We start from the raw sequence: 25,567 nt of genomic DNA on the forward strand, positions 1-25,567 counted from the left end.
GCCCGCGCGCAGTTATGAAGCGCCCCAAGCACATCAACCCCAGGCAAACGTCGCGCTTCATCTGTTTGAAGCACGGGTGCCGTCGCCCCTGCGCCCCCCGGGCGCGCAGCAACAGGCCGGGGGTCAGCGACCGGTGGGGAGTTGGGGTGGGCAGCCTCGGCTGAGCCAGGTGGCGGCGGCCACTGCGGCGAATACTGCATCGCCGGCAGGCACCGGGGGCTGCCGCGTGGGTTCGATCGTGACCTCGATGTGGGGGGTATCGACCGAGCGGGCGATGCCGAAGCTGCGGATGGTCAAGTCGCCGATCTCGCCGTCGGCATCTACCGACAGCGACTCCGACGTCACCCAGCTCCATGCCATGTGGCTGGCGCCGATGACGTAGCTGCGCAATGTGGTCATATCGAGCGGGTCGCCGGCATCGACCTGCACCTCAATGCCGGCTGGGCCGACTGTGGCTTGGGCGGTGGCGTCCTTGGGGGAGATGACCTCGACGGTCGCGGTGCTCGCATCCAGCGACTCGCCGGCCCGCAGACGACGCAGGGCCGCAGCCAGCATCTGGGCCTCTGCCCAGACGGCGGCGCGCAGATCCATTGACGTCGGCGGTCCCGGCAGGTCGACTTCGACGACGTCGACAGCGGGCAGCGCCGAGCGCAGCACGTCAGCCGCGCCGGGTGTGCGTGCGATGTGAACGATCCCCGTGCCGTCAGCGCGCAGGCCCGCGGCCAACGGCGGCCGTTTCGGGCCGCGCCGCACGACGTCTTCGCGTGACCACAGCACCCGGACCGAATCGCCCAACTCATCTGCGAGCCGTCGGGCCTCATCGCCCACCGGCGACACGACCTTGCCGCCGAAGGCCCCGCCGTTCGCGAGTGGATCGGACGGCTCGCCGCCCGGCACGCACCACGCGGCGTCAGTCTCGAGGTAACCGGGCTCGGTCCAGCAGGTGGACAGGCGAATGTCCCACTGCTGGCCTGCCTCAGACAACTCGATGGGCGGGACAGCTTCGAGCGTGGTGTGGCGTCCCTGCACCTTGTCGGCCTGCCGGCGCGCCTGGGCCAAGCTGCCAGCCGCGTGCCAGTCGCCGGTCGGACCGGCGACAGCCGTGAGCGTGCGAGGCGGAGCGCCGTCGGCACCGAATGCGAACGCACCCAGCACGCTGGCGGACACCGACCGCTGGGGACCGCCGGTCTCGAGGCCGGCCCGGTGGGCAGCGGCAGACGGATCACGTTCGGACGCCTGTTCATGTCCGCTCTTGTTCCCAATCTCGATCGGAACCAGGCTCACGGGCCGCTCGGGCCACGGCTTCGCCCTTCGGCTCAGCCTCTCGACTGGGGTTGTGGTGGCATGGGCGGCCGCCTCGCGGATGGTCTGCCAGCCCGTGCATCGGCACAAATGAGCCGCAAGCGCCTTGTCGACCGTCAAGCGGTCGGACAGGTCGGCGCCGCGGCGCTCGTGACCCACCAGCCGGCACACGATGCCGGGCGTGCAGAAACCGCACTGCGAGGCACCGCAGACAAGGAAGGCCTCAGTCCAGCGCTGCTGCTCGTCGGGACTCAGCCCGGCGGCCGTGGTGATATGCCTGCCGGCAACCCGGCGAGCCGGCGTGACGCAAGCCACCCGTGGTGCGTCGTCCACCAGCACCGTGCAGCAGCCGCATTGGCCCTGCGGGCTGCACCCGTCGAGCACCGCTTCGATGCCGAGGTGGTCGCGCAGCGCTCCCAGCAGCGTGTCACCGTCGTCAGGCACTTCGACGGCATTGCCGTCGACGACAAACTGAAGCGTGGCACCGACGTGAGCTTGCCCGGAAGCCCGCTCAGAGTCGGGCGGTTCGGGTTGGGGCTGAGCGCGGCTCAGCTGAACGAGTTGCCGCAGCCGCAGGTGCGCTGCGCGTTGGGATTGTCGATCGCGAACCCCGAACCCATCAGCCCATCGGTGAAATCGAGCGTGGCGCCTTCGAGCAATTGCGCGCTCATCGGGTCAGAGACAACCGTGATCTCGCCGTACGACTTGGACATGTCGTCGGCAGCGACCTCGGAATCGAAGAACATCTCGTAGCTGAAGCCCGAGCAGCCGCCAGGCCGGACAGCGACGCGCAGCGCCAACTCCGGCTCGCCGCCGGACTCAGCGAGTTCTTGGATGATGAGTTCTTGGACCTTCTCAGCGGCGGTATCGGTCAGCGTGATCACTACGGCGACTCCTGGATCAGCCCTTCTCGGGCACACCTTCTGACGTCGATGCTAGTGCCATCAATCCGGATTTCACAGGTGAGCTTCGTGGGCCAGCGCACGCCGCCATTACCCTGCGGAAACGTGAGCACCACCGATGCTCCCCCCATTGACGAGGCGATGATCGCCATCCTGCGCGGGGTCATGGACCCCGAACTGGGCGACAACATCGTCGACTTGGGCATGGTGCGCAACGCCTACCGCGAGGGCACCACCGGGCATGTGACCGTGGCGCTGACCACCGCTGGATGCCCGCTGCGCGCCACCATCAAGCGCGACTGCGAATCACGCGTCGGGGGGCTGCCGGGCATCGAGAGAGTACGACTGCACTGGGACGAGCTGAACGCAGCCGAGAAGGCTCGGGTGATGGAGCGAGCCCGCCAGAGTGCCCGCGATCGCGCTACGCCGACGCAGGTGCCGGCCAACGCCAGAGTGCTCGCGGTGGCCTCCGGCAAAGGCGGTGTCGGCAAGTCGTCGGTGACCGTGAACCTGGCGGCAGCACTGGCGACCCGCGGTTTCGTTGTGGGCGTCATGGACGCCGACATCTGGGGCTTCAGCATCCCCCGGATGCTCGGCATGGAAGGCCGCCTGGAGGCCCGACCGCCTGCCGAGGGCGAGGAGCGCGGCAAGATCGTGCCCGACTCCCAGCCGGTGGGCAACGGCCTGCTGAAGGTGGTCTCGACCGGTCTCCTCGTGGAGACCGAGGAGACCGCGCTCATGTGGCGGGGTCTGATGCTCGCCAAAGCCGTCGAGCAGTTCCTGCACGACGTGGATTGGGGCGAACTGGACTACCTGCTTATCGACATGCCTCCCGGCACGGGCGACGTACAGATGGCCTTGGCCCGCCTGCTGCCCCAAGCCGAGATGCTGGTGGTGACGACGCCTGCGCTGAGCGCGCAGAAGGTCGCCGTTCGCGTGGCCGACATGGCACGCCGCAGCCACATGCCGATCGTGGGCGTCGTCGAGAACATGGGCGCATTCGTGAGTCCCGACGGTCAGCGCTGGGCGTTCTTCGGCGAGGGAGGCGGCGAGCGCCTCGCCGGCGACCTCGGCGTGCCGCTGCTGGACTCGATCCCGCTGGAGCCTGCGGTGTCTGCTGGCGGAGACTCCGGCGAGCCCGTGACCGGCAAAGCCGGCGGCGGAGCGGCTGCTGAGGTGTTCGAGCGGATCACCGAACGGCTCGTCACCGAGATCTGCCCTCCGGTGGACATGGGCACCTGCACGGCACGCATGGACGGGCCGATCCCCATCACGCTGAGTCCCCGCCGCTAACCAGTCCGGGGGCGCAGGGGCGACGGCGCCCGTGCTTCAAACAGATGAAGCGCATGTGCACTAGCTGGATGTGCTTGGGGCGCTTCATAACTGCGCGCGGGCGCCGTCGCCCCTGCGCCCCCCTCGTTGGTCTGTGCGTTTGGAGGGCCGGTAGGGTCCGGGCGATGAGGCCGCCGTCGGTGAACGACCTGGCGCTGAGCATCGCCGATACAGGTCTCCCGCATCCGTTGCTGGTGATTGCCGCGCGTGCGGCCATTGCCGCCGGTGATCCCGACTCGGCGGCTGCGGAGGCGCACCGGCTGCGCAGGAGCCTGTTGGGTCCCGCAATCAACGCCACGGGTGTACTGCTGCACACGAATCTGGGCCGGGCTCCGCTCGGGAATCAGCACAATCGAGCGCTGTCCGGTCTGGAGCACGACGCCGATCCGGTGCGGTTCAGCAACCTGGAGTTCGACATCGAAACGGGGCGGCGCGGCTCGCGCACCTCCCACGCTTCGCTGCTGCTGGCGACGTTGACCGGTGCCGAGGCGGCGCTCGTCGTCAATAACTGCGCCGCAGCCGTGACGCTGGTGCTGGCAGCACTGGCGCGAGGTCGGGGCGTAGCGGTGTCGCGTGGCGAGCTGGTGGAGATCGGCGGCGGCTTCCGGGTGCCCGAGGTGATGGAGCAATCTGGTGCCCGTCTGGTGGAGGTCGGCACCACCAATCGCACCCGGGCAGCGGACTACCGGGCGGCAGCCGAACGGGACGACATCGCGCTGCTGCTGAAGGTGCACCCGTCCAACTACCGCATCACCGGCTTCACCGAAGAGGCCCATGTGGCGGACTTGGCCATGATCGGGCCACCGGTCGTGTCCGACCTGGGATCGGGCCTGCTGGACGAGCGCTGCCCGTGGCTGGGACAACGCCCCGAATGGTTGGCCGGCGAGCCCGGTGCGCGCCAGACCCTGGCAGCAGGCGCAGCGCTCGTCACGTTCTCGGGCGACAAGCTGATGGGGGGACCCCAGGCCGGGATCATCTGCGGCAAGGCCGACCTGGTGGCGGCCTGTGCAGCGCATCCGCTGATGCGGGCCTTCCGACCCGGTTCGCTGGTCCTGGATGCGCTGCAGCCAGTTGCGATGGCCTACCTGCGGCGTGACGCCGACGCCATCCCGTTCTGGCGCATGGCCCGTGTGCCGGTCGGTGAACTGGCAGAGCGTGCCGAAGCCCTCGGCGTGGGCCGGCCAGCGCGGACCACTGCGTTGGCCGGCGCCGGATCGCTGCCGGGCCAGGACATTCCCTCAGCCGGCGTCGAGCTCGATGGCGACTACGCGGCCGCCCTCCGAGCGCATGACCCGCCAGTCATCGCTCGCGTCAACGAGCAGACGACCGTGATCGACCTGCGCACGGTCGATCCCGCTGACGACACCCTCGTGGCGGCTGCTGCCCGCCAAGCGCTCGACCAGCAGTCCTGAGCAACGTCGCTGGGTCCACGGACCCGTCCCTCCGCGCATCATGCTCAGATCAGAAATTCATGAAAATCACTGACGTGCGGCCTGCCAGCATAACGAGAGCCGCACCCCGAAAGGTGCGGCTCTCGTGGGGCTACCGCTGGTGCGGCGAGCTGGCCTGATACCCCGGCCTCGGACGGTTCGATTCCGTCTAGCTCCACCAGCAACCCTAGGGTCGCGCTGACACGCTGCACAAGCCGATTCTCTCGCTCAGCACATCGGCAGGCTCGACACGAGGCGACGCACAGCAGCGCGGGCGGGGCAAGCTGGCGGGGTGCACATCGTCGGCACCGCGGGTCATGTGGACCACGGCAAATCCACGCTGGTGCGTGCCCTCACCGGCACCGACCCCGATCGGCTGGCAGAGGAAAAGGAGCGTGGCCTCACCATCGACCTGGGGTTCGCGTTCTGCGCGCTGCCGTCGGGCCGTCAAGTCAGCTTCGTGGACGTGCCCGGGCACATCCGCTTCGTGAAGAACATGCTGGCCGGGGTCGGTGCGGTGGATGCCTCCCTGTTCGTGGTGGCGGCGCCGGAAGGCTGGAAGCCGCAGTCGGCCGAGCACCTGGCGATCCTGGAGATGCTCGGCATCTCGCACGGCGTGGTCGTGCTCAGCCAGATCGGCCTGGTCGACGAGGAGCTGGCCGAGTTGGCGCGCCTCGACATCGCAGAGCATGTCGAAGGGACGTTTCTGGCCGACGCACCGGTGGTGGCCACCGATGCCGTCGACGGGACCGGTCTGGACGACCTGCGTGCAGCGCTCGACGACTTGTGCGCTCTCACCCCCACCGCAGCCGATCGGGATCGGCCCCGCCTGTGGATCGACCGGTCGTTCGCGGCCACCGGAGCAGGTCGCATCGTCACCGGCACACTGGCCGGCGGCCCTATCTCGGCCGGCAATGAGCTGGCGACCGCGCCGAGCGGCAAGCCAGCACGGGTGCGGGCAATCCAGACCCAAGGCGCCACCGTCGAGCGCATCGGCCCAGGGCACCGGGTGGCGCTCAACCTGACAGGCGTCGACGCGAGCGACTTGGGGCGCGGCATCGCCCTGGTGCGTCCCGGCCAGTGGCACCACACCCGCGTCGTCGACGTCGAGCTCGCTGTGCTTGATGGCGTGAAGAACGGTGTCACACGCCGGGGCGCGTACGCCTTCTATCTCGGATCGGGCGAATGGCCGGTTCGGCTGCGAGTACTGGGACCCGAGCGCATCGGCCCATCGGAGACGGGATATGCCCGGCTGCACCTGCCCGTCGCCCTGCCGCTGGTGCTGGGCGACCGTTTCGTGCTGCGGGACTTCGGCCGGGGCCAGACCATCGGCGGCGGCACGGTGCTCGATCCCGATCCCCGGCTGCGAGCCTCGGTCGCCAAGCCCGATGCCCGCCCCGAGCGGATGCTGGCCGAGCGCGGCTGGGTGAAGACGACCCAGCTCGAGCGCCTCACCGGCCACCGCTTCGAGCCCGTGCTGGGCGACTGGGTGGCATCGCCAGAGCTCATCGACGACCTGAGAGACGACCTGCGGAACCAGATCGCCGGCGCCGGGCCGCTCGGTTTGGACCTGGCCGGGCTGGACGAGCGCCAGCGGCTGGCGATCCAGACGCTGGACGGGATCGTGGTCGACGCCGGACGTGCCCGGCAAGCCGACGCCGCCGACGTCCTGGCCGACCATCGGATCATTGCCGAACTGGCAGCGGCACCGTTCTCGCCGCCCGAGCCGAGCGATGTGACCCAGCAGGAGCTGCTGGCGCTCTCGCAACGCGGCGACATCGTGCACGCCGACGGAATCTGGTTCGCCGCCTCGGCCATCGACGCCGCTGCTGAGCGGATCGCTGCCCTGCTCAGCTCGCAGCCTGATGGTGTGACCGTCGCAGAGATACGAGAAGAACTCGGCACGACGCGCAAGTACGCGCTGCCGCTCGTGGGCTATCTGGACCGGACGGGGGTGACGCGCCGGCGGGGGGATCTGCGCATCGCCGGGCCGCGGTTGCCCCGAGTTGTCTGAGCAGTCTGAATAAACGATTGTTGAGCGCCGAAATCCCGCGTGCAGATGTGAGCCCGCAGTTGTGCCGCGCCGGCTGGGACGCGGTGTCTTGCTAGGAGACTGCTGAGCAATTGCCGAAATCGCCGATTCACGGACACAAAGCCGCAGGTCAGAGCGTTGCAGACTTGCCCGGATCCGAATAAATCAGCAGTTTCCTAGTGCCGCATCAGGCAACCTTCGCCGTGACGGTGATTGCTGGAAGGCTTGAAATCAAGCGGATGGGCGGCGTCGGCCACCGCACAAACGTTTGCTGAGCGGCACTAGTGGTGCGTCGCTGAAATGGCTGGGGCTGAAGCAAGCCCATTCTTGCAGGTCAGCGAGCTGCATGATGCCCGGAGGAAAACTGCGACGCACCACTAGCTGCCGTCAGCGCGCAGTGCCAGCAGGTTACGGCGCTCAGTCTCGTTGCGCCCACCCCAGATGCCGTGGGCCTCACCGACGTCCAGCGCATGAGCCAGACAGTCGGTGATCACCGAGCACTGGTTGCAGATGGACTTCGCTCGAGCCTCTCGCTCAGCCTTCTCATCACGTCGCTCGGTGCGGGGTGGCGGGAAGAAAACCGCCGCCTGAGGTCCTCGACAAGCTGCCTTGTCCTGCCACTCCTCGACCAGCAAAGCGCTCATTTGTCCCCCTTGTCGGGGAGACACTAGAGGACAAAAAGGTGCGTGACAAGAGTTAAACGAAATCTCATTCGGTTTCGGAAACTGTCGAATCGCCCCGTTTCCTGGTCAGGTCGCACGTAGATTCACACGTTCTCGCGGCCGAACCACTTGTATCCCGCTCTTGTTCCCAATCTCAATTCAACACGGACTCATGGGCCGCTCGGGCCACGGCCTCGCTATTCGCTCGGCCTCCTGCGCATCTCGCGGTAGTCCACTGCGGCGCCTTCGAGCGGCTCCACTTCCAGCACCACGCCGCTGATGCCGCTCACACGCAGGGTTTCGCCGGCCTCAAGCGGGGTGAGGCGGTTGACCCGAGCCCGCCACTGCGCGCCGTGCACCTCGACCGTGCCGTCGGGATCGATATCGGTCACCGCCGTTCCAGCCGCGCCGATCATCCACTCTCGGCCGACGGTGGCGGTGCCGTAGCGGGTGCGCACCAGCGCCGGCATGCCCGAGAGCACGAACACCCCCACCCCCACCAAGCCCACCAGCAGTGGGATCCAGCTCATCGAATGCTGGCCGAACAGCGCCAACGAGCCCACCAGCAGCGCGATGCCGCCTGCCGCCGTCCAGAAGCGCGGCACGCTGGCCTGGATGTCGACGGCGAATGCCGCGAAGGCGACGATGACCAGCACCAGCGCCCACGGGCGGATGTCGAGCGTTCCCAGGCCGAACGCAGACAGGAGCCCGCAGCCCGCCCCGACCGCTGCCGCCACGCCGATGCCCCCGGTGTAGAAGTCGAGCAACAGCAGCGACAGTGCCGTGAGCAGCAGCAGATAGGTGATGGCGGGGCTCGCAGCCGTGTGAAACAGGCCGTCGATCAGCGGCAGGCTCACGAACTCCACGATCACGTCGGGGGCCGGAGTGCGCCGCACGATGCCGTCGTCTCCCGTGACCTCTTGCGTGATCGGCGGCAAGTAGCCGGCGTCCGACAGGGCGATGATGAAGTCGCCGATCGTGGGCTCCGTGCTGTGCGTCAGGCCGGCGCCCATCGCGACGTCGGCATCGAAGTAACGGACGCTCGGGCCCGAGTGCAGACCGTCGTCGTCGTGATGGTGGAATCGCTCGGTATCAGGACCGTGTGCATGGACTAGGCCCTGCACCGCGGTGAAGTCGCCGATTCGGCCGCCCGGCGCGACCGCGGCGAAGTCGGCCGTGGTGACGAGGTGGGCGGCACCGCCGAGCGCCTGCGCACCGCTCGGGCCGACCCAGACCCCCACCGGCAAGTGTGCGAGCCGCACGTTTTCGAGCAGGTCCACGAGCGCCTCGTCGTCGAGCGTGGTTCCGGCACTGTCCATGTGCAGCACCACGCCGATCGCGTGCCGCCCCTCGGCGATCGTGATCTGCCGCCGGATGTACGACGACATGATCGGATCGATGAGCCCGTTGACCTCGACGAGGACGATCAGGCGGGGAGAGCCGTCGGGGGCGGGCGCAGGAGTCTCCGTCTCGCCGTCATGAGCGCCCGGCTCGTCGTGAGCCGACGCAGGCCCCGCAGCAAGACCCCCGAATGCCGCCAGCAGGAGCACGCCTGCGGCAAGGCGCGCGAGCAAGCGGCGGCGAGTCCGTCGTACGTGCACTCGAGCTCCCTGGTTCGGGTCGGCCCGAACTCTAGGAGCGTCCTCACCCCGTGCGGTTCCGGCAGTGCGCGATCGCGGGCCGGATGACCGTTGGCAGATGCGAGGGTCGGCACGATTATCCTGCGGCTCGTGACCAAAGTGCTGCTGGCCACCGATGCCGACTGGGTAGTCGAAGAGGTAGCCGCGGCGCTCGCCGGCAGAGACGTCACGTTCCGGGTCGTTCGCTCTGGACACGACGTCCGGCCGGCGGTGGAGGCCAGCACGCCCGACCTGGTGATACTGGACTTCCAGATCGGCAACATGGGCGGCATGGCCACCTGCCTGGATCTGCGGCTGGAATCCGGCATGGGCCGGCTGCCGCGCGTGCCGGTGCTGATGCTGGCCGATCGTGAAGCCGACGAGTTTCTGGCGCGGCGGTCAGAGGCAGATGCTTGGCTGGTCAAGCCGCTGAACCCGCTGCTGCTGCGCCGGACTGCGCACGAGCTGCTGCAAAGAGACTCCGCAGAGACGGGCTAGTCCCGCGGCGCCGAATTGCTGTAGCGCAGCCGGGCGCAAGGCCGGTAGCTTCGGCCGGAGCGATCAGCCACCCGATCGCAGACGGGCAGTGGCGCAGGTTGGTAGCGCGCTTCGTTCGGGACGAAGAGGTCGTGGGTTCAAATCCCGCCTGCCCGACGTCCAGTGCGAGCGAGAAGGGCTTCGCCCCTCGCTCGCGAGAACAGGGAGGTGGGTCTGATGGCACTCGCGACGCCGCGACGAGTCGGGTTCATCGGGTTGGGCAATGTCGGGGGGAAGCTGGCGGGGTCATTGCAGCGGAACGGGTATGAGCTCGTGGTGCGCGACCTGGATCCCTCGGCGATGGCGCCGTTCCTGGATGGCGGCGCCTCGACCGCTGCCTCTGGCGCCGAGGCCGCTGAGCGTTGCGACGTAGTGATCACTTGCCTGCCCACGCCGACAGCTTCCGCTGCGGTGCTCGAGGCTGACGACGGCCTGCTGGCCGGCTTCGCCGCGAGCCAAGCGTCAGCCCCGAAGATCTGGGCCGAGATGAGCACCACAGATCACCACGAAGTGCGACGGCTCGGTGCGAAGGTGGTGGCTGCCGGCGGCGCCGCCATCGACTGTCCCGTATCGGGCGGGTGCCACCGAGCGGCAACCGGGAACATCTCGATCTTTGCCGGGGGCGATCGCTCGACCTTCGAGGCGATGCTGCCGCTGCTCACGACCATGGGACGGCGAATCCTGCATACCGGGCCGCTGGGATCCGCATCGATTCTCAAGGTCGTGACCAACTACTTGGCGACCGCCAACCTCGTCTCGCTGTGCGAGGCGCTGGTCACCTCTCAGGCGGCAGGCATGGACCTGGCCACGACGTACAAGGCCATCCGCATCAGCTCGGGCAACTCCTTCGTCCACGAGACCGAGAGCCAAGTCATCCTCAACGGGTCGCGGGACATCAATTTCACCATGAACTTGGTGTGCAAGGACATCGGGCTGTTCGCGGACATCGCCGCTGAGCACGGTCTGCCGCTGGAGCTGTCACCGGTGCTGGTTGACGTGTTCGCCGACGGGGCTGCTCGCTACGGCGAGCGGGAATGGTCGCCGAACATCATCCGCCGGCTTGAGGATGCAACCGGTCGGACCATCACGGCGCCCGGCTTCCCAGCCGAGATCGTCGATGACGAGCCTGAAGTGCCAGGCGCAGAAGTGGCTGTGCGGCGCGATCTGTAGGTGCGCCCGATCTGTAGGTGCGCCCGGCCTGGACGAGGGCAGCAGCACCCGTGCTTCAAACAGATGAAGCGCCGTGTGCACAAGCTGGATGGGCTCGGGGGCGCTTCATAACCGCGCGCGGGCACTGCAGCCCTCGCCCAGCCCTCGTCGCTCGGGTGCCAGACTGCCTGCGTACTAGGCGGCAGCGACTGTCTCGGCGCTGAGTGTCAGGCCGCCGAGCACACCTCGGCGATCTGGATGGCGTTGAGCGCGGCGCCTTTGCGGAGGTTGTCGCCTACTACGAACAGCGCGAGGCCGTGCTCGACCGTGGGGTCGCGGCGGATGCGGCCTACGTAGGACGGGTCGCGGCCTGCTGCCTGCAATGGCGTGGGCACATCGGCCAGCTCGACGCCTGGGGCATCAGCCAGCAGCTCGGTGGCCCGCTCGGGCGAGATCGGCAGCTCGAAGCGGAGATTCAGTGCCAGCGAATGCCCTGTGAACACCGGCACGCGCACACAGGTGCCCGAGACCTCCAAGTCGGGAATGCCGAGAATCTTGCGGCTCTCGTTACGGAGCTTCTGCTCCTCGTCGGTCTCGCCGCTGCCGTCATCGACGAAGCTGCCTGCCTGGGCCAGCACGTTGTGCGCAATCGGACCCGGGAACTTGTCCGGCGCCGGATGGGTGGCGGCGTCGCCGTCATAGGTCAGGGCGGCGGCATCGGGATTGGTCGCCTCCAGTGCCTGTTCCAGCTCGTCGACGCCTGCCAGGCCAGCACCAGAGACCGCCTGGTAGGTGGCTGCCACCATTGAGGTCAAGCCGGCCTCGGCGTGCAGCGGCGCCAGCACCGGCATCGCCGCCATCGTCGTGCAGTTGGGGTTGGCGATGATCCCCTTCGGCGCGTTGAACACCTCGGGGGCGTTCACCTCCGGCACCACGAGCGGCACATCGGGATCCATGCGCCACGCGGACGAGTTGTCGATCACCGTGGGACCCTGCGAAGCGACACGCTCAGAGATCGCCAGAGAGGTGGTCTTGCCGGCCGAGAACAGGGCAATGTCGAGTCCGCCGAAGTCGGCCTGCGCGGCATCCTCGACCGCAACCTCTGATCCGTTCCAAGCAAGCTTGCGGCCGGCCGAGCGAGCTGACGCGAACAGCCGCAGCTCGTCGATGGGGAAGCTTCGCTCGGCCAGGATGGCTCGCATGACGCCGCCGACCTGACCGGTGGCTCCGACGATTCCTACACGCATGAGTCCGAGGCTACCGAGGCTCTTTCTTCAGGCTCTTGGGAATTTCCGCGTTCCCCGGGGTGCGTGAGGGCAGCCGCACCCGTGCTTCACACAGATGAAGCGCTTCGTACGCGAGTCGGATGTGCTTGGGGCGATTCATAACTGCGCGCGGGCACGGCAGCCCTCACGCACCCCTCGTGCTGTTTGTTCCCTAGTCGAGGCCGAGTCTGATGCTCCTCGTCAATCGAGGCCGAGTCTGATGCGCCTCGTCAATCGAGGCCGAGTCTGATGCGCCTCGTCAGTCGAGGCCGAAGGCGGTGTGCAGGGCGACGGTGGCCCGGTCGACGTCTGCCTCGGCTACGACACAGGAGATGCGGATCGGCGAGGTGGAGATCATCTCGATGTTGATGTTCTCTGAGGCGAGCGTCTCGAACATGGTGGCGGCCACGCCGGGATGGCTGGCCATGCCGGCGCCGACCAGCGAGACCCTCGCGATGTCCACATCGGTGTTGGCCGACGAGAAGCCCACGGTGTTCACCATGCCCTCGCAGATGGTCCGCACCTCGTCTGCACCGTCCGCAGGCACGGTGAACGAGATGTCGGTGCGGCCGTGGTCGCCCACGTTCTGCACGATCATGTCGACGATGACCGCCGCATCGGCGAGCGTGCGGAACACCTTGGCCGCGATCCCCGGCTCGTCCCGCACGCCGACCAGCGTCACCTTGGCCTGCGATGCGTCCGGCACGATGCCTGTCACAATCGGCTGCTCCATCTGTCTCGCATTCATGCCTGACTCCGGGTCGACTACCCACGTTCCTGGTTCCCATGTGAATGCCGAGCGCACGTGCAGGGGAACGCCGTACGTGCGGGCGACTTCAACCGAGCGGGCAGCCGGCTTGGGGCAGCCCATGGCGGTCATCTCGAGCAGCTCGTCAAAGCTGATGCGTGCCAGCTTGCGGGCGCGGGTGCACACCCGCGGGTCGGTGGTGAACACACCCGAGACATCGGTGTACAGCTCGCAGGCATCGGCCCCCAGGCCATGCGCCAAGGCGACCGCCGTCGTATCCGAACCGCCACGGCCCAGAAACGTCACGTCGTTGTCGGTGGACACACCCTGGGCACCCGCGACCACCGCTACACGACCGGCTTCGAGCGATTCGGTCACGCGCTTCGGGGTGACCGAGAGAATCTTGGCGTTGCGGTGATTGGTGTCGGTCAGGAATCCGGCCTGGCTGCCGGTGAACGAGTCCGCTGCGACGCCGACATCGTGCAGCGCCATGCACATCAAGGCGATCGCCTTGCGCTCGCCCGCGGTGATGAGCATGTCCATCTCGCGGCCGGACGGCTCATCGGTGATCTGATCCGCTAGCCCGATCAGCTCATCGGTCTCCGAACCCATGGCGCTGACGACCAGCACGATCTCATCGCCCCGGCTGCGGCAGTGCTTGACGTGATCGGCCACCTCGCGCATGCGCGCGGCACTGGCAACCGATGTTCCACCGAATTTCTGCACGACCAAGGGCACGCCCGGCGATGGTACCGGGGCGCCTCAGCGGCCCGTTCGGGATTTTCGGCCATGACGAACCGCCCGGTCACCGCACCCGTCGGTGTGCCCGACAGGGCAACGGGCGGGCCTCGGTAGTGTGACCGTCGGCAAGGGTCGAGAGTCCTCCACCCCAGCCACACGGCACCGCACGGAACCATGCAGGAGTCACGGGAGCGCAGCTCATGGCCAGCGAGAAGAGACAGCGCCAACGCGAGAATCGCATGCGGGCGATCGCCGAGGCCGAGCGCGCCAAGAAGCGCTCCGCCACCGGCCGCACGGTGTTGCGGGTCGTGTTTGTCGTGGCTGCAGTACTGATCGCGCTGTGGCTGTGGAGCGTGTTCAGCGGTGACGACGCCGCCGACAGCGACAGCGAGATTGACGAGATTGACGTCGAAGCACCCGAAGCGGCAGCATTCGAGACCGCTGAGCCTTCCGCAGACACGACGAGCCCGCGGACCGACGACGAGCCCGTTTCGACATCACCGTCGGCAGACGCCGCCGATGCAGTTCCATCGGAGATTCCGGAAGGCTGTCCTGCGCTGGACGGCACGAGCGAGCGCGTCATCGACTTCGACACGCGCCAGCCGATGTGCATCGATCCCGCGGCGAGCTACACCGCCGTGTTCGACACCAGCGAGGGCGAGATGCGGTTCGAGCTCACCGCCGAGGCCACTCCGGAGACGGTGAACAACTTCGTCACGCTGGCCCGCTGGGGCTACTACGACGAAACGCTGCTGTTCCGCACTGATCCCTCCATTCACATAATCCAAGGCGGCTCGCCACACACGAATACCGCGTCGGACCCGGGTCCGGGATACACGATTCCTGACGAACCGCAGTTCGAGGTCGATCCGAACACCGCCAATCCCATCGGGCCGTACCGCTACCGGCCGGGGCAACTGGTCATGGCTCGTGCAGCCGGCTTCAACTCCGCCGGGGCGCAGTTCTTCATCACCACAGGCACGAACGCGGCGCTGCTGGATTCTCAGGGCACCTATGTGGTGTTCGGCCAGACCGACGACGCCGGGCTGACGGTCGCCGAAGCCATCATTGGCCTCCACGAGCCGGGCGGGTCCTTAGGCGGGGCGCCTTCGCGTCCGGTGACTGTTCATTCGGTAACCATCGAGACCGACGCCCTCGGCCGCTAGCGACAGAATGATGTCAACGGCGACCGCTTTGTGGAAGGCTGCTGAGTCGTTGGACGGGACCGCTGCTGAGAAGAACCCGACAGTGGAAACGGTACGCCCGCCGACCCATCCGACAGCGTGCTGGCAACAGGCGTAGGCTCGCGCTGATGCAGCGTGAGTCAGAAGACGGCCCAACGGAACCGCCTGCGTCGGGATGGTCATTCCCACCGGCATCGACAGCGGATGAGAACGGACTGGTGGGAGCGGGTGCCGACCTCGAACCCGGCACGCTGCTCGACGCCTACCGGGCGGGATTGTTCCCGATGCCGCTGGGTGACACCATCGGCTGGTGGTCGCCGGACCCGCGCGGCATCCTGCCGCTCAGCTATCTGCGTGTCAGCCGATCCTTGCGGCGGGCTTGCCGACGCTATGACATTCGCATCAACACCTCTTTTGAACAGGTGCTGGAGTCGTGCGCGGACCCGGCCAGGCCCCATGGCTGGATCAGCGACGACATGGGCAACGCCTATATGGCACTGCATGAGCTGGGTTGGGCACACAGTGTCGAGGCCTGGCTTGACGACGAACTGGTGGGCGGTCTCTACGGCGTTGCCGTGGGCGCCTTCTTCGCCGGCGAATCGATGTTCCACACCGAGAGCGATTCCTCGAAGGTGGCGCTGGTCGCCCTTGTCGACGCGCTCAAGGTGACGGGCGGAGCCCTGCTGGACGTGCAGTGGACGACCCCGCACTTGGCGGGACTGGGTGCTGTGGAGGTTGAGCGGGAGGCATACCTGGAGCTGCTGGCCGAGGCCATTGCCCGGCCGCTGCCTGAGATCTGGCTGCGCCCCATGGTCTTCCGCATGCTCGAGGGCTGACGCCCGTGACAGGAGCTGATGCGCCGAGGCGCGACCGGCCGTGACTGCGTCCGAAGCTCCACGGAGCGACCGGCCGTGGCTGATGCGCACCTACTCGGGCCACTCCACGGCCCAGGCATCCAACGAGCTCTACCGGTCGATGCTGGCCAAGGGCCAGACGGGGCTGTCGGTGGCCTTCGATCTCCCGACCCAGACCGGCTATGACCCCGGACACCCGATGGCGCGTGGCGAGGTGGGCAAGGTCGGCGTGCCAGTGGTGCACCTCGGCCACATGGCCCAGCTCTTGGACGGCATCCCGCCGGACGCCATGAACACCTCGATGACCATCAACGCCACGGCGCCATGGCTGCTGAGCCTCTACATCGCCAACGCGCAGAACGCGGGCGTGCCGTCAGAGGTGCTGCGGGGCACGACGCAGAACGACATCGTGAAGGAGTACCTGAGCCGGGGCACCTACATCTACAGTCCCGAAGCCAGTCGGCGCCTCACGGTCGATGTGGTGGCCTACTGCTCGGCGCATCTGCCGCAGTGGAACCCGATCAACGTGTGCAGCTACCACCTGCAGGAAGCCGGCGCGACGCCCACCCAAGAGATCGCCTACGCGCTGGCGACCGCAATCGATGTGCTGGACGCTGTGCACGACAGCGGCAAAGTGCCGGCCGAGCGCTTTGACGCCACGGTGGGCAGCATCTCGTTTTTCGTGAACGGCGGCATCCGGTTCATCGAGGAGGTCTGCAAAGTGCGGGCCTTCACCCAGATGTGGGATCACATCTGCGCCGAGCGCTACGGCGTGGCCGACCCGAAGCTGCGGCGCTTCCGATACGGCGTGCAGGTGAACTCGCTGGGGCTGACCGAGGCGCAGCCCGAGAACAACGTGGCGCGGATCACCCTTGAAGCCCTGGGCGTGACGCTGTCGAAAGGGGCCCGGACCCGCTCGCTCCAGCTGCCCGCGTGGAACGAGGCGCTAGGGCTGCCGCGGCCCTGGGACCAGCAGTGGTCGCTGCGGATCCAGCAGGTGCTGGCCCACGAGACCGACCTGCTGGAGTACGGCGACATCTTCGACGGCTCGGTGGTGGTCGAGGGTCGCACGGCTGAGCTGGTGGAGGCGGCGCAAGCTGAGCTGAACGACGTGCTGGAGATGGGCGGCGCATTTGCCGCGATCGCAGAGCTGAAGCGACGCCTGGTGGCGAGCCACACCGAGCGGGTGCGACAGATCGAGAGCAGCGAGTTGACCGTGGTGGGGGTGAACGAGTTCACCGAGACGGCGCCGTCGCCGCTGGAGGGCGACGAGTCGATCCTGCGGGTGGATCCCGAGACCGAAGCTGCGCTGATCGCCGACCTCGAACGCTGGCGAGCCGCACGCGACTCGAACCGGGTCGTCGCCGCGCTGGACGACCTGCGGGTGGCCGCCTCCGGCGAGGTGAACATCATGGGACCGAGCATCGAGGCGGCACATGCCGGAGTGACGACGGGCGAGTGGGCCCAGGCCCTGCGCGAAGTGTTCGGCGAGTTCCGTGCGCCGACCGGTCTCAAGGCTGCGCCGATCGGCGCAGCCGTGGCCCGAGCGGCCCGTGAGCGCAGCGGACAAGAGCGGGAAGCAACAGCCGACGGTGCTGGGGGCGCTGGATTGCGCTGGTCCGGACTGGCCTCTGTGGCACAGAAGTGCGCGGCCATGGAGGGCGGGCCGCCCCGGGTGCTCGTCGCCAAGCCAGGCTTGGACGGTCATTCGAATGGGGCCGAGCAGGTGGCGGTCGCAGCACGCGATGCCGGCATGGAAGTGGTGTACGAAGGCATACGCCTGACCCCGGGCCACATTGCTGCGACCGCACGCGATGAGGACGTGGACGTGGTGGGCCTGTCGATCCTGTCGGGCAGCCACCTCGAGCTGGTGCCAGAGGTGCTCGCGTGTCTCGACGCCGAGGGCGTGAACGCTCCGGTGATCGTCGGCGGCATCATCCCGCCCGCAGATCATCAGGCCCTGCGAGATGCCGGGGTGGCCGCGGTCTACACGCCGAAGGACTTCGAGCTGTCCGCGATCATGGCCGACATCGCCGGCTTGGCCGAGCAGTCACGCATCGACGCCGGCTGAGGGACGCGGCGCGCCGATGTCATGCGTATCTCGCTGGGACAGACGCCGAACAGGGAGACGAGGAGCCTGTAATGGACACCGCGGTGCGTCGTAGGCGTCGCCGGACGTGGAAGCTGCTCGTTCCTGGCTTCATCGTGCTGTACATCGCGATGATCCCCCTCAACTCCGTGCTGGAGACCGAACATGTCGAGGTCTTCCCGTTCTTCAAGTGGAAGCTCTTCACCACCATCCCCGACTGGGAGACGTTCGAATACGCCCTCGTCGTCGACTCGATCGACGGGGAGCCGCCGGTCGAGACCTTCTACCTCATCCCGAGCGCGGACGTCCGGGACTGGAAGGCACTGCGACGCGTCGCGATCGCATGCAACAAGGACCGTGGATGCGATGAAGCGGTCACCGAGGTGCTGCATCCGATCATCCGGCGGGCACTCGGCGAGCGCAATGTCGACTTCAGCATCATCAGAGCCGATGTGGATCTACGTGACCTGCAAGACAACATCGCCGACTTTGCCGACGGCCGGTTGACCAGGGCCGAACTCCTTCGACCCGACAAATTGATCGTCCAGTGGAATACCGACACGGGTCGCATCGACACTGCGCTGGATGCCGGCTGAGCCATGTCTGTGCGAATCCGACGGAATCTGCGACGGGTCCGCACGTCGATTCTCAGCGCCGGCACCACGGAGCATCGAACTCCCGCTGAATTGACTCGCTGTGCAAACAACGTGGTGCTGCTCAGCCGCTTCTACTACGTGTTCCTCGCCTACCTCGTCGGCACGGCCCACTACCCGTTCGGCGATGCCTATTCCGGAGGTCCGCCGACTGCACCGCTGTGGCCCATCAGGCTGGCAGAGCAGCTAGTCGGAACCGCCTGGCTGAGGCACGAGCTTGCGCTGATGGCAGCCGGCTTGCTGTTCGCCCTCGGGGCCGCAGCCAGCCCGCGCATCTTCGTCTTGCGGTTCGGCGCCTTCTTGCACCTGATGCTGCATGTCGCAATCCTCAACTCGTACGGCTCCATCAACCACGGCGTCCATGTCCTGCTGCTGGTCGGCTTCGCACTGCTGTTCCTGCCAGGTCGTCGGAGCGACCGACGCCACGAACGGAACAACGTGCGGCCATGCCTGGTGGCCTTGTGGATGGCACAGAGCGTCATCCTGCTGTCGTACACCCTGTCGGGGATCTGGAAGATCTGGTACGGCCGGCTCGAGCTGTTTGCCTCCGACGCTCTGACGCGCATCCTGCTGGATCGACTGCTCGCAGAAGCCGACGAGATTCCGATGCTGCTGCCGTTCGTAGCGCAGCGCGACTGGCTGGCGCAGTCGATGTGGTGGATGACGCTCTACATCGAGATCTTTGCGATGCTGGTCGTGTTCCGGCCCCACCTGCATCGCCCGATCGGCGCTGTGCTCATGCTGTTCCACATCACCAGCGACCTGCTCATGAACATCTCGTTCTCGCTCAACATCGTCATGGTGGGGCTGTTCCTGCTGCTGTCGCCGCTCGCCCCTTCCCGGTTCTCGCTGTCGGGGACCGTGCGGTCGCTGCCGATCGTGGGCATACCGTTTCGTGCCCTCACACGCCGGCAGCAGTCACAACGGCCGCAACAGGCCAGCCGTGTCTGGCTGGTGTACGACGGCGAGTGCCCGATGTGCAGCAACTACGCCCAGTACCTGCGGCTGCAGCAGTCGGTCGACGAATTCGTGCTGGTCGATGCCCGGGGGGGCGGCCCGATCGTCGATGAGGTCCGCCGGCTGCCGCACGATTTGAACGACGGGATGGTGGTCAAGATCGGCGATCGGCACTACGTCGGGCACGAGGCGCTGCGTGTTCTGGCGCTGCTGGCGACCGATCGCGGTGCGTTCAACAAGTTTAACCGGCTGGCGTTCAGCTCGCCGCTGGCCGCTCGTCTCACCTACCCGCTGATGAAGGCCGGCCGCTGGGTGCTGTTGAAGCTGAAGGGTGTGGAGCGGATCCGCTGACGTGTGTGCTTCCGGGGCGGACGGGGCAGCTGCACCCATGCTCAGACAGGCGCAGCGCCGCCCGCTGCTAGGTGGAAGGGCTATGGCGCTGCGAACTGCGCGTGGGTACATCTGCCCCCGCCCTCCCCTGGTTCTCTCGGGTCTCAGGCTTTTGGCCAGGGGTCGGTGTCGCTGTCGGCGATGTCGGCGAGGCAGTTGTTGTCGGCGCCTTCTGGGCGGCCGACCCAGCGGACTTGGCCGGGGGTGGCGCTGAGGCGGGCTATCACGTTCTGCTGGATGAGCCCGTCGACCTCGACGAAGGCCTCGCGGGCGGTGGTGTGCGGGTCGGTTGCTAGCTGGCTCATGTCGAGGACCGGTGCTGCGGCTGCCTGGGCGTTGTCGAATGCTGCGACTGCCTCGGCCAGGGTGCGTTGGCTCACCCATTTGGCCATTGCCTCGTCGAGCTCGGCTCGGTGGGCCATGCGGCCTTCGAAGGTGGTGAAGCGCTCGTCGTCGCCAATGCCGATCATCTCCATGACCCTGGCTGCTACCGAGTCGGTGGAGGTGCTGACTGCCAGCCAGCCGCCGTCGGATGCCTGGTAGGTGCCGCGGGGGACGCTGTAGGGGATGCCTGCGCCGAGGCGGGGCTGCAGGTAGCCCTCGCTGTGCCAGGCGGTCATCAGCGGGCCCATGGCCTGGGACATCGACTCGAGCAGGTTGACGTCGACGACCTGGCCGACGCCGCTGCGCAGCGCCACCATCGCGGCGAACGCTCCGGCCAGGCCGGCAATCTCGTCGGTGAGCGCAACCGGCGGCAGCAGCGGTGCGCCGTCGGCCTCGCCGTTCATGGAGGCGAAACCGCTCATGGCTTCCGCCAGCGTGGCGAAACCCGGCCGGTCGCGGTACGGACCGTCCTGGCCGAAGCCGGTCAGCCGGACGATGACCAGCTTCGGGTTGGCCTCGATCAGCTCGCTCGGCTCCAGGCCGAGCGCTTCGAGCTTGCCGGGCCGGAAGTTCTCCACCAGCACGTCGGTGACGGCCAGCAGCCGACGCAGCAGCGCTAGATCGCCGGCCGCCTTGAGGTCGAGCGTGACGCAGCGCTTGTTGCGGTTGACGAGCCGCCACCACAGGGTCTCGCCCTGCGCGTCGCGCCAGCCCATGTTGCGGACGGTGTCGCCGCCGGGGCGTTCCACCTTGATCACATCGGCCCCGAAGTCAGCCAGGTAGCGGGCGCAGTGCGGCCCGGCGAACACCGACGACAGGTCCACGACCCGAAGGCCGTCGAGCGGCATGGCCGCAGCCGGACTGGGACCTGGGGGCACGACTAGCGGTAGCGGACGGCGGGCCAGGAGGTGGGGGCTTGCCAGGGGCGGCCGCTGAAGCGCCACTTGCTGGACGGCCTCTGGTGCGGGTCGGCCGGGGCGGGACGGGGCCACAGCAGCTCGAGCGCCGTGACGATGGCGGCGGCCTCTTCGGCAGTCGCGGCAGGGCTGATGGCCAGGTGTGACGCGTCGATCACGGGTGCGGTCACCGGTCGCCCACTCGTTCCACGGGTTCTAGCAGGCCGCTGAAATATGCAAATCTGGCCGGAAGCGCAAGCCCCTGACCTGCGGGTTTGCAACTGGACACCGCCCGAAAATCGACTTTTCAGCAGCCTGCTACAGCGGCACGTTGCCGTGCTTGCGGCGCGGCAACTCCTCGCGCTTGGCGCCGATCATGTCGAACGCGGCAATGACCTTCTGGCGGGTCTCGGCCGGATCGATGACCGCATCCACGATGCCCCGCTCGGCTGCGATGTAGGGGTTTGCGTACTTGCGGCTGTATTCGTCGACCAGCGCCGCTTTGCGGGCCTCGGGGTCGGCGGCCTGCTGCAGCTCGCGCCGGTTCAAGATCTCGACCGCTCCCTGCGGTCCCATCACCGCGAGCTCGGCCGTGGGCCAGGCGAAGCTGACATCGCAGCCGACCGACTTGGAGTCCATCACCACATACGCGCCGCCGTAGGCCTTGCGGGTGATGACCTGCACCCGCGGCACGGTCGCCTCGCAGTAGGCGTAGAGCAGCTTGGCCCCGTGGCGGATGATGCCGCCGTGTTCCTGGTCGACGCCGGGCAGGAAGCCAGGCACGTCCACGAACGTGAGCAGCGGGATGTTGAAGGCATCACAGAACCGCACGAAGCGGGCCGCCTTCTCCGACGACTCGATGTCGAGCACACCGGCCATCACCATCGGCTGATTGCCCACCACGCCGACCGAGCGGCCGCCGAGGCGGGCGAAGCCGCAGACGATCGAACCGGCCCAAGCGGCGTGGTACTCGAAGAACTCGCCGTCGTCGACGACTTCTCCGATCATCTGCTTCATGTCGTAGGGCACATTGGGGCTCTGCGGCATCAGGTCGCGCAGCGTCGGGCACGACCGGCCGGGCTCATCGGTGGCCTCGATGATCGGCGGTGCGTCCAGGTTGTTCGAGGGCAGGAACGAGAGCAGGTAGCGCACGTCGTCGAGCACGGTCTTCTCGTCGGCTGCGACGAACGTCGCCACGCCCGACTTGGTGCTGTGCGAGCCGGCGCCGCCCAGCTCCTCGAGTGTGACGTCCTCGCCCGTGACGGTCTTCACCACGTCGGGTCCGGTGATGAACATGTGGCTGGAGTCGCGCACCATGAAGATGAAGTCGGTCATGGCGGGCGAGTAGACGGCGCCGCCGGCGCACGGACCCATGATGACGCTGATCTGCGGGATGACTCCTGAGGCCAGCACGTTGCGCCGGAAAATGCCGCCGTAGCCGGCCAGCGACACGACGCCCTCCTGGATGCGGGCGCCGGCACCGTCGTTGAGGCCGATGATCGGCGCGCCGACCGACTCGGCGAGGTCCATGACCTTGTGGGTCTTCTCGGCGAACACCTCGCCGAGCGCGCCGCCGAACACGGTGAAGTCCTGGCTGGCCACGAACACCTTGCGGCCGTCGATGTTGCCCCAGCCGGTGATGATGCCGTCGGTGTAGGGGCGCTCGTCGAGTCCGACGTCGTGGGCCCGGTGGCGGGCGAGCATGTCGAGTTCGTGGAACGTGCCGGGGTCGAAGAGGTAGTCGATGCGCTCGCGGGCGAGCATCTTGCCCTTGTCGTGCTGGCGCTGGACAGCCCGTTCCGGACCGGCGTTGCGCGCCTCCTCGGTGCGGCGGGCCAGCTCCTCCAGCCGTTCGTCCATCGTCGGCTCAGACATCCAGCAGAGCCTACGAGCGACGGCCTTGGTGTAGCTCAGCGGACAGGGACGAGGGGTACGCGCTGTGCTTCCCGCTCTTGTTCCCAATTTCGATTGGATACGGGCTCACGGGCCGCTCGGGCCACGGCTTCGCCTCTAGGCTTCGCCCATGGAACTGGGGCCTGTGCATCACGTTTCGATCAACTGCGCCGACGTGGACGCTGCGGTGCCGTTCTATACCGACATCCTGGGCATGAAGCTGCTGGATCGGCCTGACTTCGGGTTCAACGGACGCTGGCTGCAGACGCCCGGCGGCGGTGAGGTGCACCTGATCGAGGTGGCCGACTGGGTGCCGCCCAAGGGCCAGCACTGGGCGTTCAAGGTGGACGACATCGATGCCACCGTGGCCGAGCTGCGCGACGCCGGCGTGAAGGTCAAGGATCCGGTGCCGCTGCCGGGAACGACCGCCCGCCAGACATTCTTCTTCGACCCCGCAGGCAACATGATCGAGCTGAACCAGCCGGCCTGAGCCTGACGGTCCCTCAGCTACAAGTCGGCACGGTAGGCCGCGAGGTTCATCACCCGCTCGAACAGCGGGCCCGCGCCGATCTGCTCGCACAGTTCCTCGAAGCCGCGGTGCGGGCCGCGCCAGGCCAGCTCGTCGACGCCGCCTGACACCGGAGCATCAGTGCGGACGGTGGCGATGCGGCGGAACAGCAGCGCGAGGTCGCGCTCGGCTTCCAAGGTGGCGGCCAATCCGGCAGCGCCGCGCACCTTCACCGCCCAATCGTCCGCTGAGACCGGGATGTCCTCAATGTGGCCGTAGTGCGAGAGCATCACCGACGTCGACTTGGCGCCCCAGCCCTTCAGCCCCGGAAAGCCGTCGGCGCTGTCGCCGACCAGGCCCAGGTAGTCGGGTATCGAGAGGGGCTTCACGCCGAACTTGGCCTCGACACCGGCTGTGTCGATGATCTCGTCGGCCCGGCGGTCCCACTGGACCACCTTGCCGCCGACGCACTGGGCCAGGTCCTTGTCGGGCGTGCAGATGAACACCTGCCGGACACGGTCGTCGTCCGCAGCCATCGCCGCGCCGGCCGCCATGGCGTCATCGGCCTCGAACTCGACCATCGGCCACACCGCCACGCCCAGCAGCCCGAGCGCCTCCTCGGTGGGATGGAACTGCGACAGCAGGTCGGGCTCGATGCCCGAGCCGTCCTTGTAGCCAGGCCACAGGTCGTTGCGGAACGACTCCACGACATGGTCGGTCGCCACAGCCACATGTGTGGCGCCGCCCTCCAGCAGCATCACGATGTTGCCGAGCACGCCGCGCAGCGCCCCTACCTCGCTGCCGTCGGACGCCGTGCGGCTGGGCACCGCAAAGAAGTGGCGGAACAGCTCGTAGGTGCCGTCGATCAAGTGGACGTCGACCTGCCCCGGCGGGGGCGATGCCTGTTCGGGCTGCACACCGCCGACCCTAGATCGCAGGTTTCGGCACCGAGACATCCCGTCTCCGGCACACACGACCGTTCGCGCTGCGCTCGTCCAGGAGTTTTGGTGAACCCTTGAAAACAGGGTTTACAGAACTCTGACAAAACTCCCTGACGCACCATTGCTGGCCGTGGGTTCGTTCTTCACCGGTGTGGGAATTGCGGTCCAGGTTCGTAGACGACGCTCGGACCCCGCTGCTGATCGGATGCCTTCACCAGCAGATCACGCCGGCGCAAATCGCGCAGCATCGCACTGGCACGATGCACATCCACGTCAAACAAGTCGAGCCTTCGTCTTTTGTTGGGATGGGGGCTGCTGGGTTCGGCGGGTTCAGGCTATGAGTGTTCCGCGGGCTTCGAGGTTCGTGTGGTTGGTGAAGCCGTGGGCTTTGCGGCGTAGGACTCGGGTGGGGGTTGTTGGTGCCTTCGATGCGGCTGTTGCTGGGCTGGCCGGTTTGGTGCCAGTCGAGGATCTGGGGATGCCAGGCGAGGAAGGTGTCGACGACGTCGCTGAACTCGGGTATGTCGCCGGTGCGGTAGATGTCGGCGAGCCGGTCGAGCGCTTCGAGGGCGCCTTTGCGGTCCTTGGCGAGATAGAGGCCGTGCAGCTCGCCGAGCGCGTCTCAGGCTGCTTTGAGCCTCGGGTGGGTCTCGAAGAGCGCGTCGAGCCGGGAGCGTTCGTCTGCGCCGAGGGTGTCGGGGCGTTTCATGAGCACGAACCGTGCCCGGAACACCTCGGGGTCGAACGCCGGCTTGGCCCCTTCGGGGCGGCGCTGCACGTCGCGTCGCACCGCGGTCAGCCCGGCTGCGAACCAGCGGATCACGTGGAACCGGTCCAGCACATGGCGGGCGTGGCCGAGCCGCTCGGCGATCGCCGCCGCATAGGACTTGGACCCGTCCGAGACGACGACCTTGACGCCGCGGCGCCAGCGGTGCCCCTGAGCAGCCAGGAAGCCGCTGAGGGCCGCCTCGCTGCGGTGGGGCACCATCCGCGGGCACCTCCCCGGTGTCGCCGTTCACCAGCACCGTCACATACCGGTTCAGCGGCAGCCACAGCCGCACCGACATAACATCACGCCTCATCGAGGCCCTCCAGGGTT

Annotated in this window: 21 protein-coding genes, 2 tRNA genes and 1 pseudogene; 13 read left to right on the top strand and 11 right to left on the bottom strand. The window is 67.5% G+C overall.

Going from position 1 to position 25,567, the window contains the following annotated elements; translation table 11 throughout:
- Positions 1-123 precede the first annotated feature (123 nt).
- Positions 124-1,746, bottom strand: coding sequence for a 2Fe-2S iron-sulfur cluster-binding protein (locus tag ACOGXQ_RS11975; protein ID WP_419943893.1), 1,623 nt, complete (start codon positions 1,744-1,746; stop codon positions 124-126).
- Between the two features lie 104 nt (positions 1,747-1,850).
- Complete coding sequence (erpA, locus tag ACOGXQ_RS11980) at positions 1,851-2,186, bottom strand: iron-sulfur cluster insertion protein ErpA (RefSeq protein WP_419943894.1); 336 nt, start codon at positions 2,184-2,186, stop codon at positions 1,851-1,853.
- A 123-nt stretch (positions 2,187-2,309) separates the two neighbouring features.
- Between erpA and ACOGXQ_RS11985 the strand changes: the two genes are divergently transcribed.
- The 4 genes from ACOGXQ_RS11985 (at position 2,310) to selB (ending at position 6,980) form a co-directional block, all read left to right on the top strand.
- On the top strand, positions 2,310-3,497 hold the full coding sequence (locus tag ACOGXQ_RS11985; protein WP_419943895.1) for an Mrp/NBP35 family ATP-binding protein: 1,188 nt from the start codon (positions 2,310-2,312) through the stop codon (positions 3,495-3,497).
- 164 nt (positions 3,498-3,661) lie between these two features.
- Positions 3,662-4,948: an L-seryl-tRNA(Sec) selenium transferase gene (gene selA / locus ACOGXQ_RS11990; RefSeq protein ID WP_419943896.1), complete on the top strand. Its 1,287-nt coding sequence runs from the start codon at positions 3,662-3,664 to the stop codon at positions 4,946-4,948.
- 126 nt (positions 4,949-5,074) lie between these two features.
- Positions 5,075-5,147: transfer RNA gene (locus ACOGXQ_RS11995), tRNA-OTHER, on the top strand.
- Positions 5,148-5,258: 111 nt separating this feature from the next.
- On the top strand, positions 5,259-6,980 hold the full coding sequence (selB, locus tag ACOGXQ_RS12000) for a selenocysteine-specific translation elongation factor (protein WP_419943897.1): 1,722 nt from the start codon (positions 5,259-5,261) through the stop codon (positions 6,978-6,980).
- A gap of 395 nt (positions 6,981-7,375) precedes the next feature.
- Here the strand turns inward: selB and ACOGXQ_RS12005 are convergent, their stop codons facing one another.
- Positions 7,376-7,642, bottom strand: coding sequence for a WhiB family transcriptional regulator (locus tag ACOGXQ_RS12005; RefSeq protein WP_419943898.1), 267 nt, complete (start codon positions 7,640-7,642; stop codon positions 7,376-7,378).
- Between the two features lie 215 nt (positions 7,643-7,857).
- Complete coding sequence (locus ACOGXQ_RS12010) at positions 7,858-9,261, bottom strand: NfeD family protein (RefSeq protein WP_419943899.1); 1,404 nt, start codon at positions 9,259-9,261, stop codon at positions 7,858-7,860.
- Positions 9,262-9,390: 129 nt separating this feature from the next.
- On the opposite strand from ACOGXQ_RS12010, the gene ACOGXQ_RS12015 reads away from it, so the two are divergent.
- The 3 genes from ACOGXQ_RS12015 to ACOGXQ_RS12025 all read left to right on the top strand — a co-directional run bounded on the left by ACOGXQ_RS12015 (position 9,391) and on the right by ACOGXQ_RS12025 (position 10,986).
- Positions 9,391-9,777 carry a response regulator transcription factor gene (locus tag ACOGXQ_RS12015; protein WP_419943900.1) on the top strand — a complete coding sequence of 129 codons (387 nt, stop codon included), beginning with the start codon at positions 9,391-9,393 and terminating at the stop codon, positions 9,775-9,777.
- Positions 9,778-9,859: 82 nt separating this feature from the next.
- Positions 9,860-9,933, top strand: a tRNA-Pro gene (locus ACOGXQ_RS12020).
- Between the two features lie 60 nt (positions 9,934-9,993).
- Complete coding sequence (locus tag ACOGXQ_RS12025) at positions 9,994-10,986, top strand: NAD(P)-dependent oxidoreductase (RefSeq protein WP_419943901.1); 993 nt, start codon at positions 9,994-9,996, stop codon at positions 10,984-10,986.
- Between the two features lie 206 nt (positions 10,987-11,192).
- Here the strand turns inward: ACOGXQ_RS12025 and ACOGXQ_RS12030 are convergent, their stop codons facing one another.
- A complete protein-coding gene (locus ACOGXQ_RS12030; RefSeq protein ID WP_419943902.1) occupies positions 11,193-12,212 on the bottom strand; it encodes an aspartate-semialdehyde dehydrogenase in 1,020 nt (339 codons plus the stop codon).
- A 277-nt stretch (positions 12,213-12,489) separates the two neighbouring features.
- Positions 12,490-13,716: an aspartate kinase gene (locus tag ACOGXQ_RS12035; RefSeq protein ID WP_419943903.1), complete on the bottom strand. Its 1,227-nt coding sequence runs from the start codon at positions 13,714-13,716 to the stop codon at positions 12,490-12,492.
- A 203-nt stretch (positions 13,717-13,919) separates the two neighbouring features.
- Between ACOGXQ_RS12035 and ACOGXQ_RS12040 the strand changes: the two genes are divergently transcribed.
- The 5 genes from ACOGXQ_RS12040 to ACOGXQ_RS12060 all read left to right on the top strand — a co-directional run bounded on the left by ACOGXQ_RS12040 (position 13,920) and on the right by ACOGXQ_RS12060 (position 19,807).
- Positions 13,920-14,885 (top strand): peptidylprolyl isomerase, encoded by a 966-nt coding sequence (locus ACOGXQ_RS12040; protein WP_419943904.1) that lies wholly within the window; start codon positions 13,920-13,922, stop codon positions 14,883-14,885.
- A gap of 146 nt (positions 14,886-15,031) precedes the next feature.
- Entirely contained in the window at positions 15,032-15,739 is a 708-nt protein-coding gene (aat, locus tag ACOGXQ_RS12045) for a leucyl/phenylalanyl-tRNA--protein transferase (RefSeq protein WP_419943905.1), read from the top strand.
- A 40-nt stretch (positions 15,740-15,779) separates the two neighbouring features.
- Positions 15,780-17,828, top strand: coding sequence for a methylmalonyl-CoA mutase family protein (locus tag ACOGXQ_RS12050; RefSeq protein WP_419943906.1), 2,049 nt, complete (start codon positions 15,780-15,782; stop codon positions 17,826-17,828).
- Between the two features lie 71 nt (positions 17,829-17,899).
- Positions 17,900-18,442 (top strand): hypothetical protein, encoded by a 543-nt coding sequence (locus ACOGXQ_RS12055; RefSeq protein WP_419943907.1) that lies wholly within the window; start codon positions 17,900-17,902, stop codon positions 18,440-18,442.
- 3 nt (positions 18,443-18,445) lie between these two features.
- Complete coding sequence (locus ACOGXQ_RS12060) at positions 18,446-19,807, top strand: DCC1-like thiol-disulfide oxidoreductase family protein (protein WP_419943908.1); 1,362 nt, start codon at positions 18,446-18,448, stop codon at positions 19,805-19,807.
- Positions 19,808-19,950: 143 nt separating this feature from the next.
- Here ACOGXQ_RS12060 and ACOGXQ_RS12065 read toward each other — a convergent pair whose 3' ends face one another.
- The 3 genes from ACOGXQ_RS12065 to ACOGXQ_RS12075 all read right to left on the bottom strand — a co-directional run bounded on the left by ACOGXQ_RS12065 (position 19,951) and on the right by ACOGXQ_RS12075 (position 23,001).
- Entirely contained in the window at positions 19,951-21,078 is a 1,128-nt protein-coding gene (locus ACOGXQ_RS12065) for a CaiB/BaiF CoA transferase family protein (protein ID WP_419943909.1), read from the bottom strand.
- A gap of 32 nt (positions 21,079-21,110) precedes the next feature.
- On the bottom strand, positions 21,111-21,317 hold the full coding sequence (locus ACOGXQ_RS12070) for a hypothetical protein (RefSeq protein WP_419943910.1): 207 nt from the start codon (positions 21,315-21,317) through the stop codon (positions 21,111-21,113).
- Positions 21,318-21,444: 127 nt separating this feature from the next.
- Positions 21,445-23,001 (bottom strand): acyl-CoA carboxylase subunit beta, encoded by a 1,557-nt coding sequence (locus ACOGXQ_RS12075; RefSeq protein WP_419943911.1) that lies wholly within the window; start codon positions 22,999-23,001, stop codon positions 21,445-21,447.
- A gap of 148 nt (positions 23,002-23,149) precedes the next feature.
- Between ACOGXQ_RS12075 and ACOGXQ_RS12080 the strand changes: the two genes are divergently transcribed.
- Positions 23,150-23,509 (top strand): VOC family protein, encoded by a 360-nt coding sequence (locus ACOGXQ_RS12080; RefSeq protein WP_419943912.1) that lies wholly within the window; start codon positions 23,150-23,152, stop codon positions 23,507-23,509.
- Between the two features lie 17 nt (positions 23,510-23,526).
- Here the strand turns inward: ACOGXQ_RS12080 and ACOGXQ_RS12085 are convergent, their stop codons facing one another.
- Together ACOGXQ_RS12085 and ACOGXQ_RS12090 are read right to left on the bottom strand one after the other, a co-directional pair.
- On the bottom strand, positions 23,527-24,444 hold the full coding sequence (locus ACOGXQ_RS12085) for a 5'-3' exonuclease (RefSeq protein ID WP_419943913.1): 918 nt from the start codon (positions 24,442-24,444) through the stop codon (positions 23,527-23,529).
- A 235-nt stretch (positions 24,445-24,679) separates the two neighbouring features.
- Positions 24,680-25,456, bottom strand: a pseudogene (locus ACOGXQ_RS12090) (ISL3 family transposase).
- Positions 25,457-25,567 lie beyond the last annotated feature (111 nt).

It is taken from the genome of Candidatus Poriferisodalis sp., from assembly GCF_965208485.1.
GTDB lineage: Bacteria > Actinomycetota > Acidimicrobiia > Acidimicrobiales > Poriferisodalaceae > Poriferisodalis.

What these genes read in the sequence shown, in the direction of transcription:
- ACOGXQ_RS12075 (WP_419943911.1), bottom strand. Translation starts at nt 23,001, where the DNA reads ATGTCTGAGCCGACGATGGACGAACGGCTGGAGGAGCTGGCCCGCCGC.
- ACOGXQ_RS12025 (WP_419943901.1), top strand. Translation starts at nt 9,994, where the DNA reads ATGGCACTCGCGACGCCGCGACGAGTCGGGTTCATCGGGTTGGGCAAT.
- ACOGXQ_RS12055 (WP_419943907.1), top strand. Translation starts at nt 17,900, where the DNA reads ATGGACACCGCGGTGCGTCGTAGGCGTCGCCGGACGTGGAAGCTGCTC.
- ACOGXQ_RS12005 (WP_419943898.1), bottom strand. Translation starts at nt 7,642, where the DNA reads ATGAGCGCTTTGCTGGTCGAGGAGTGGCAGGACAAGGCAGCTTGTCGA.
- aat (WP_419943905.1), top strand. Translation starts at nt 15,032, where the DNA reads ATGCAGCGTGAGTCAGAAGACGGCCCAACGGAACCGCCTGCGTCGGGA.
- ACOGXQ_RS12030 (WP_419943902.1), bottom strand. Translation starts at nt 12,212, where the DNA reads ATGCGTGTAGGAATCGTCGGAGCCACCGGTCAGGTCGGCGGCGTCATG.
- ACOGXQ_RS12040 (WP_419943904.1), top strand. Translation starts at nt 13,920, where the DNA reads ATGGCCAGCGAGAAGAGACAGCGCCAACGCGAGAATCGCATGCGGGCG.
- ACOGXQ_RS12080 (WP_419943912.1), top strand. Translation starts at nt 23,150, where the DNA reads ATGGAACTGGGGCCTGTGCATCACGTTTCGATCAACTGCGCCGACGTG.
- selA (WP_419943896.1), top strand. Translation starts at nt 3,662, where the DNA reads ATGAGGCCGCCGTCGGTGAACGACCTGGCGCTGAGCATCGCCGATACA.
- ACOGXQ_RS12065 (WP_419943909.1), bottom strand. Translation starts at nt 21,078, where the DNA reads ATGCCGCTCGACGGCCTTCGGGTCGTGGACCTGTCGTCGGTGTTCGCC.
- ACOGXQ_RS12060 (WP_419943908.1), top strand. Translation starts at nt 18,446, where the DNA reads ATGTCTGTGCGAATCCGACGGAATCTGCGACGGGTCCGCACGTCGATT.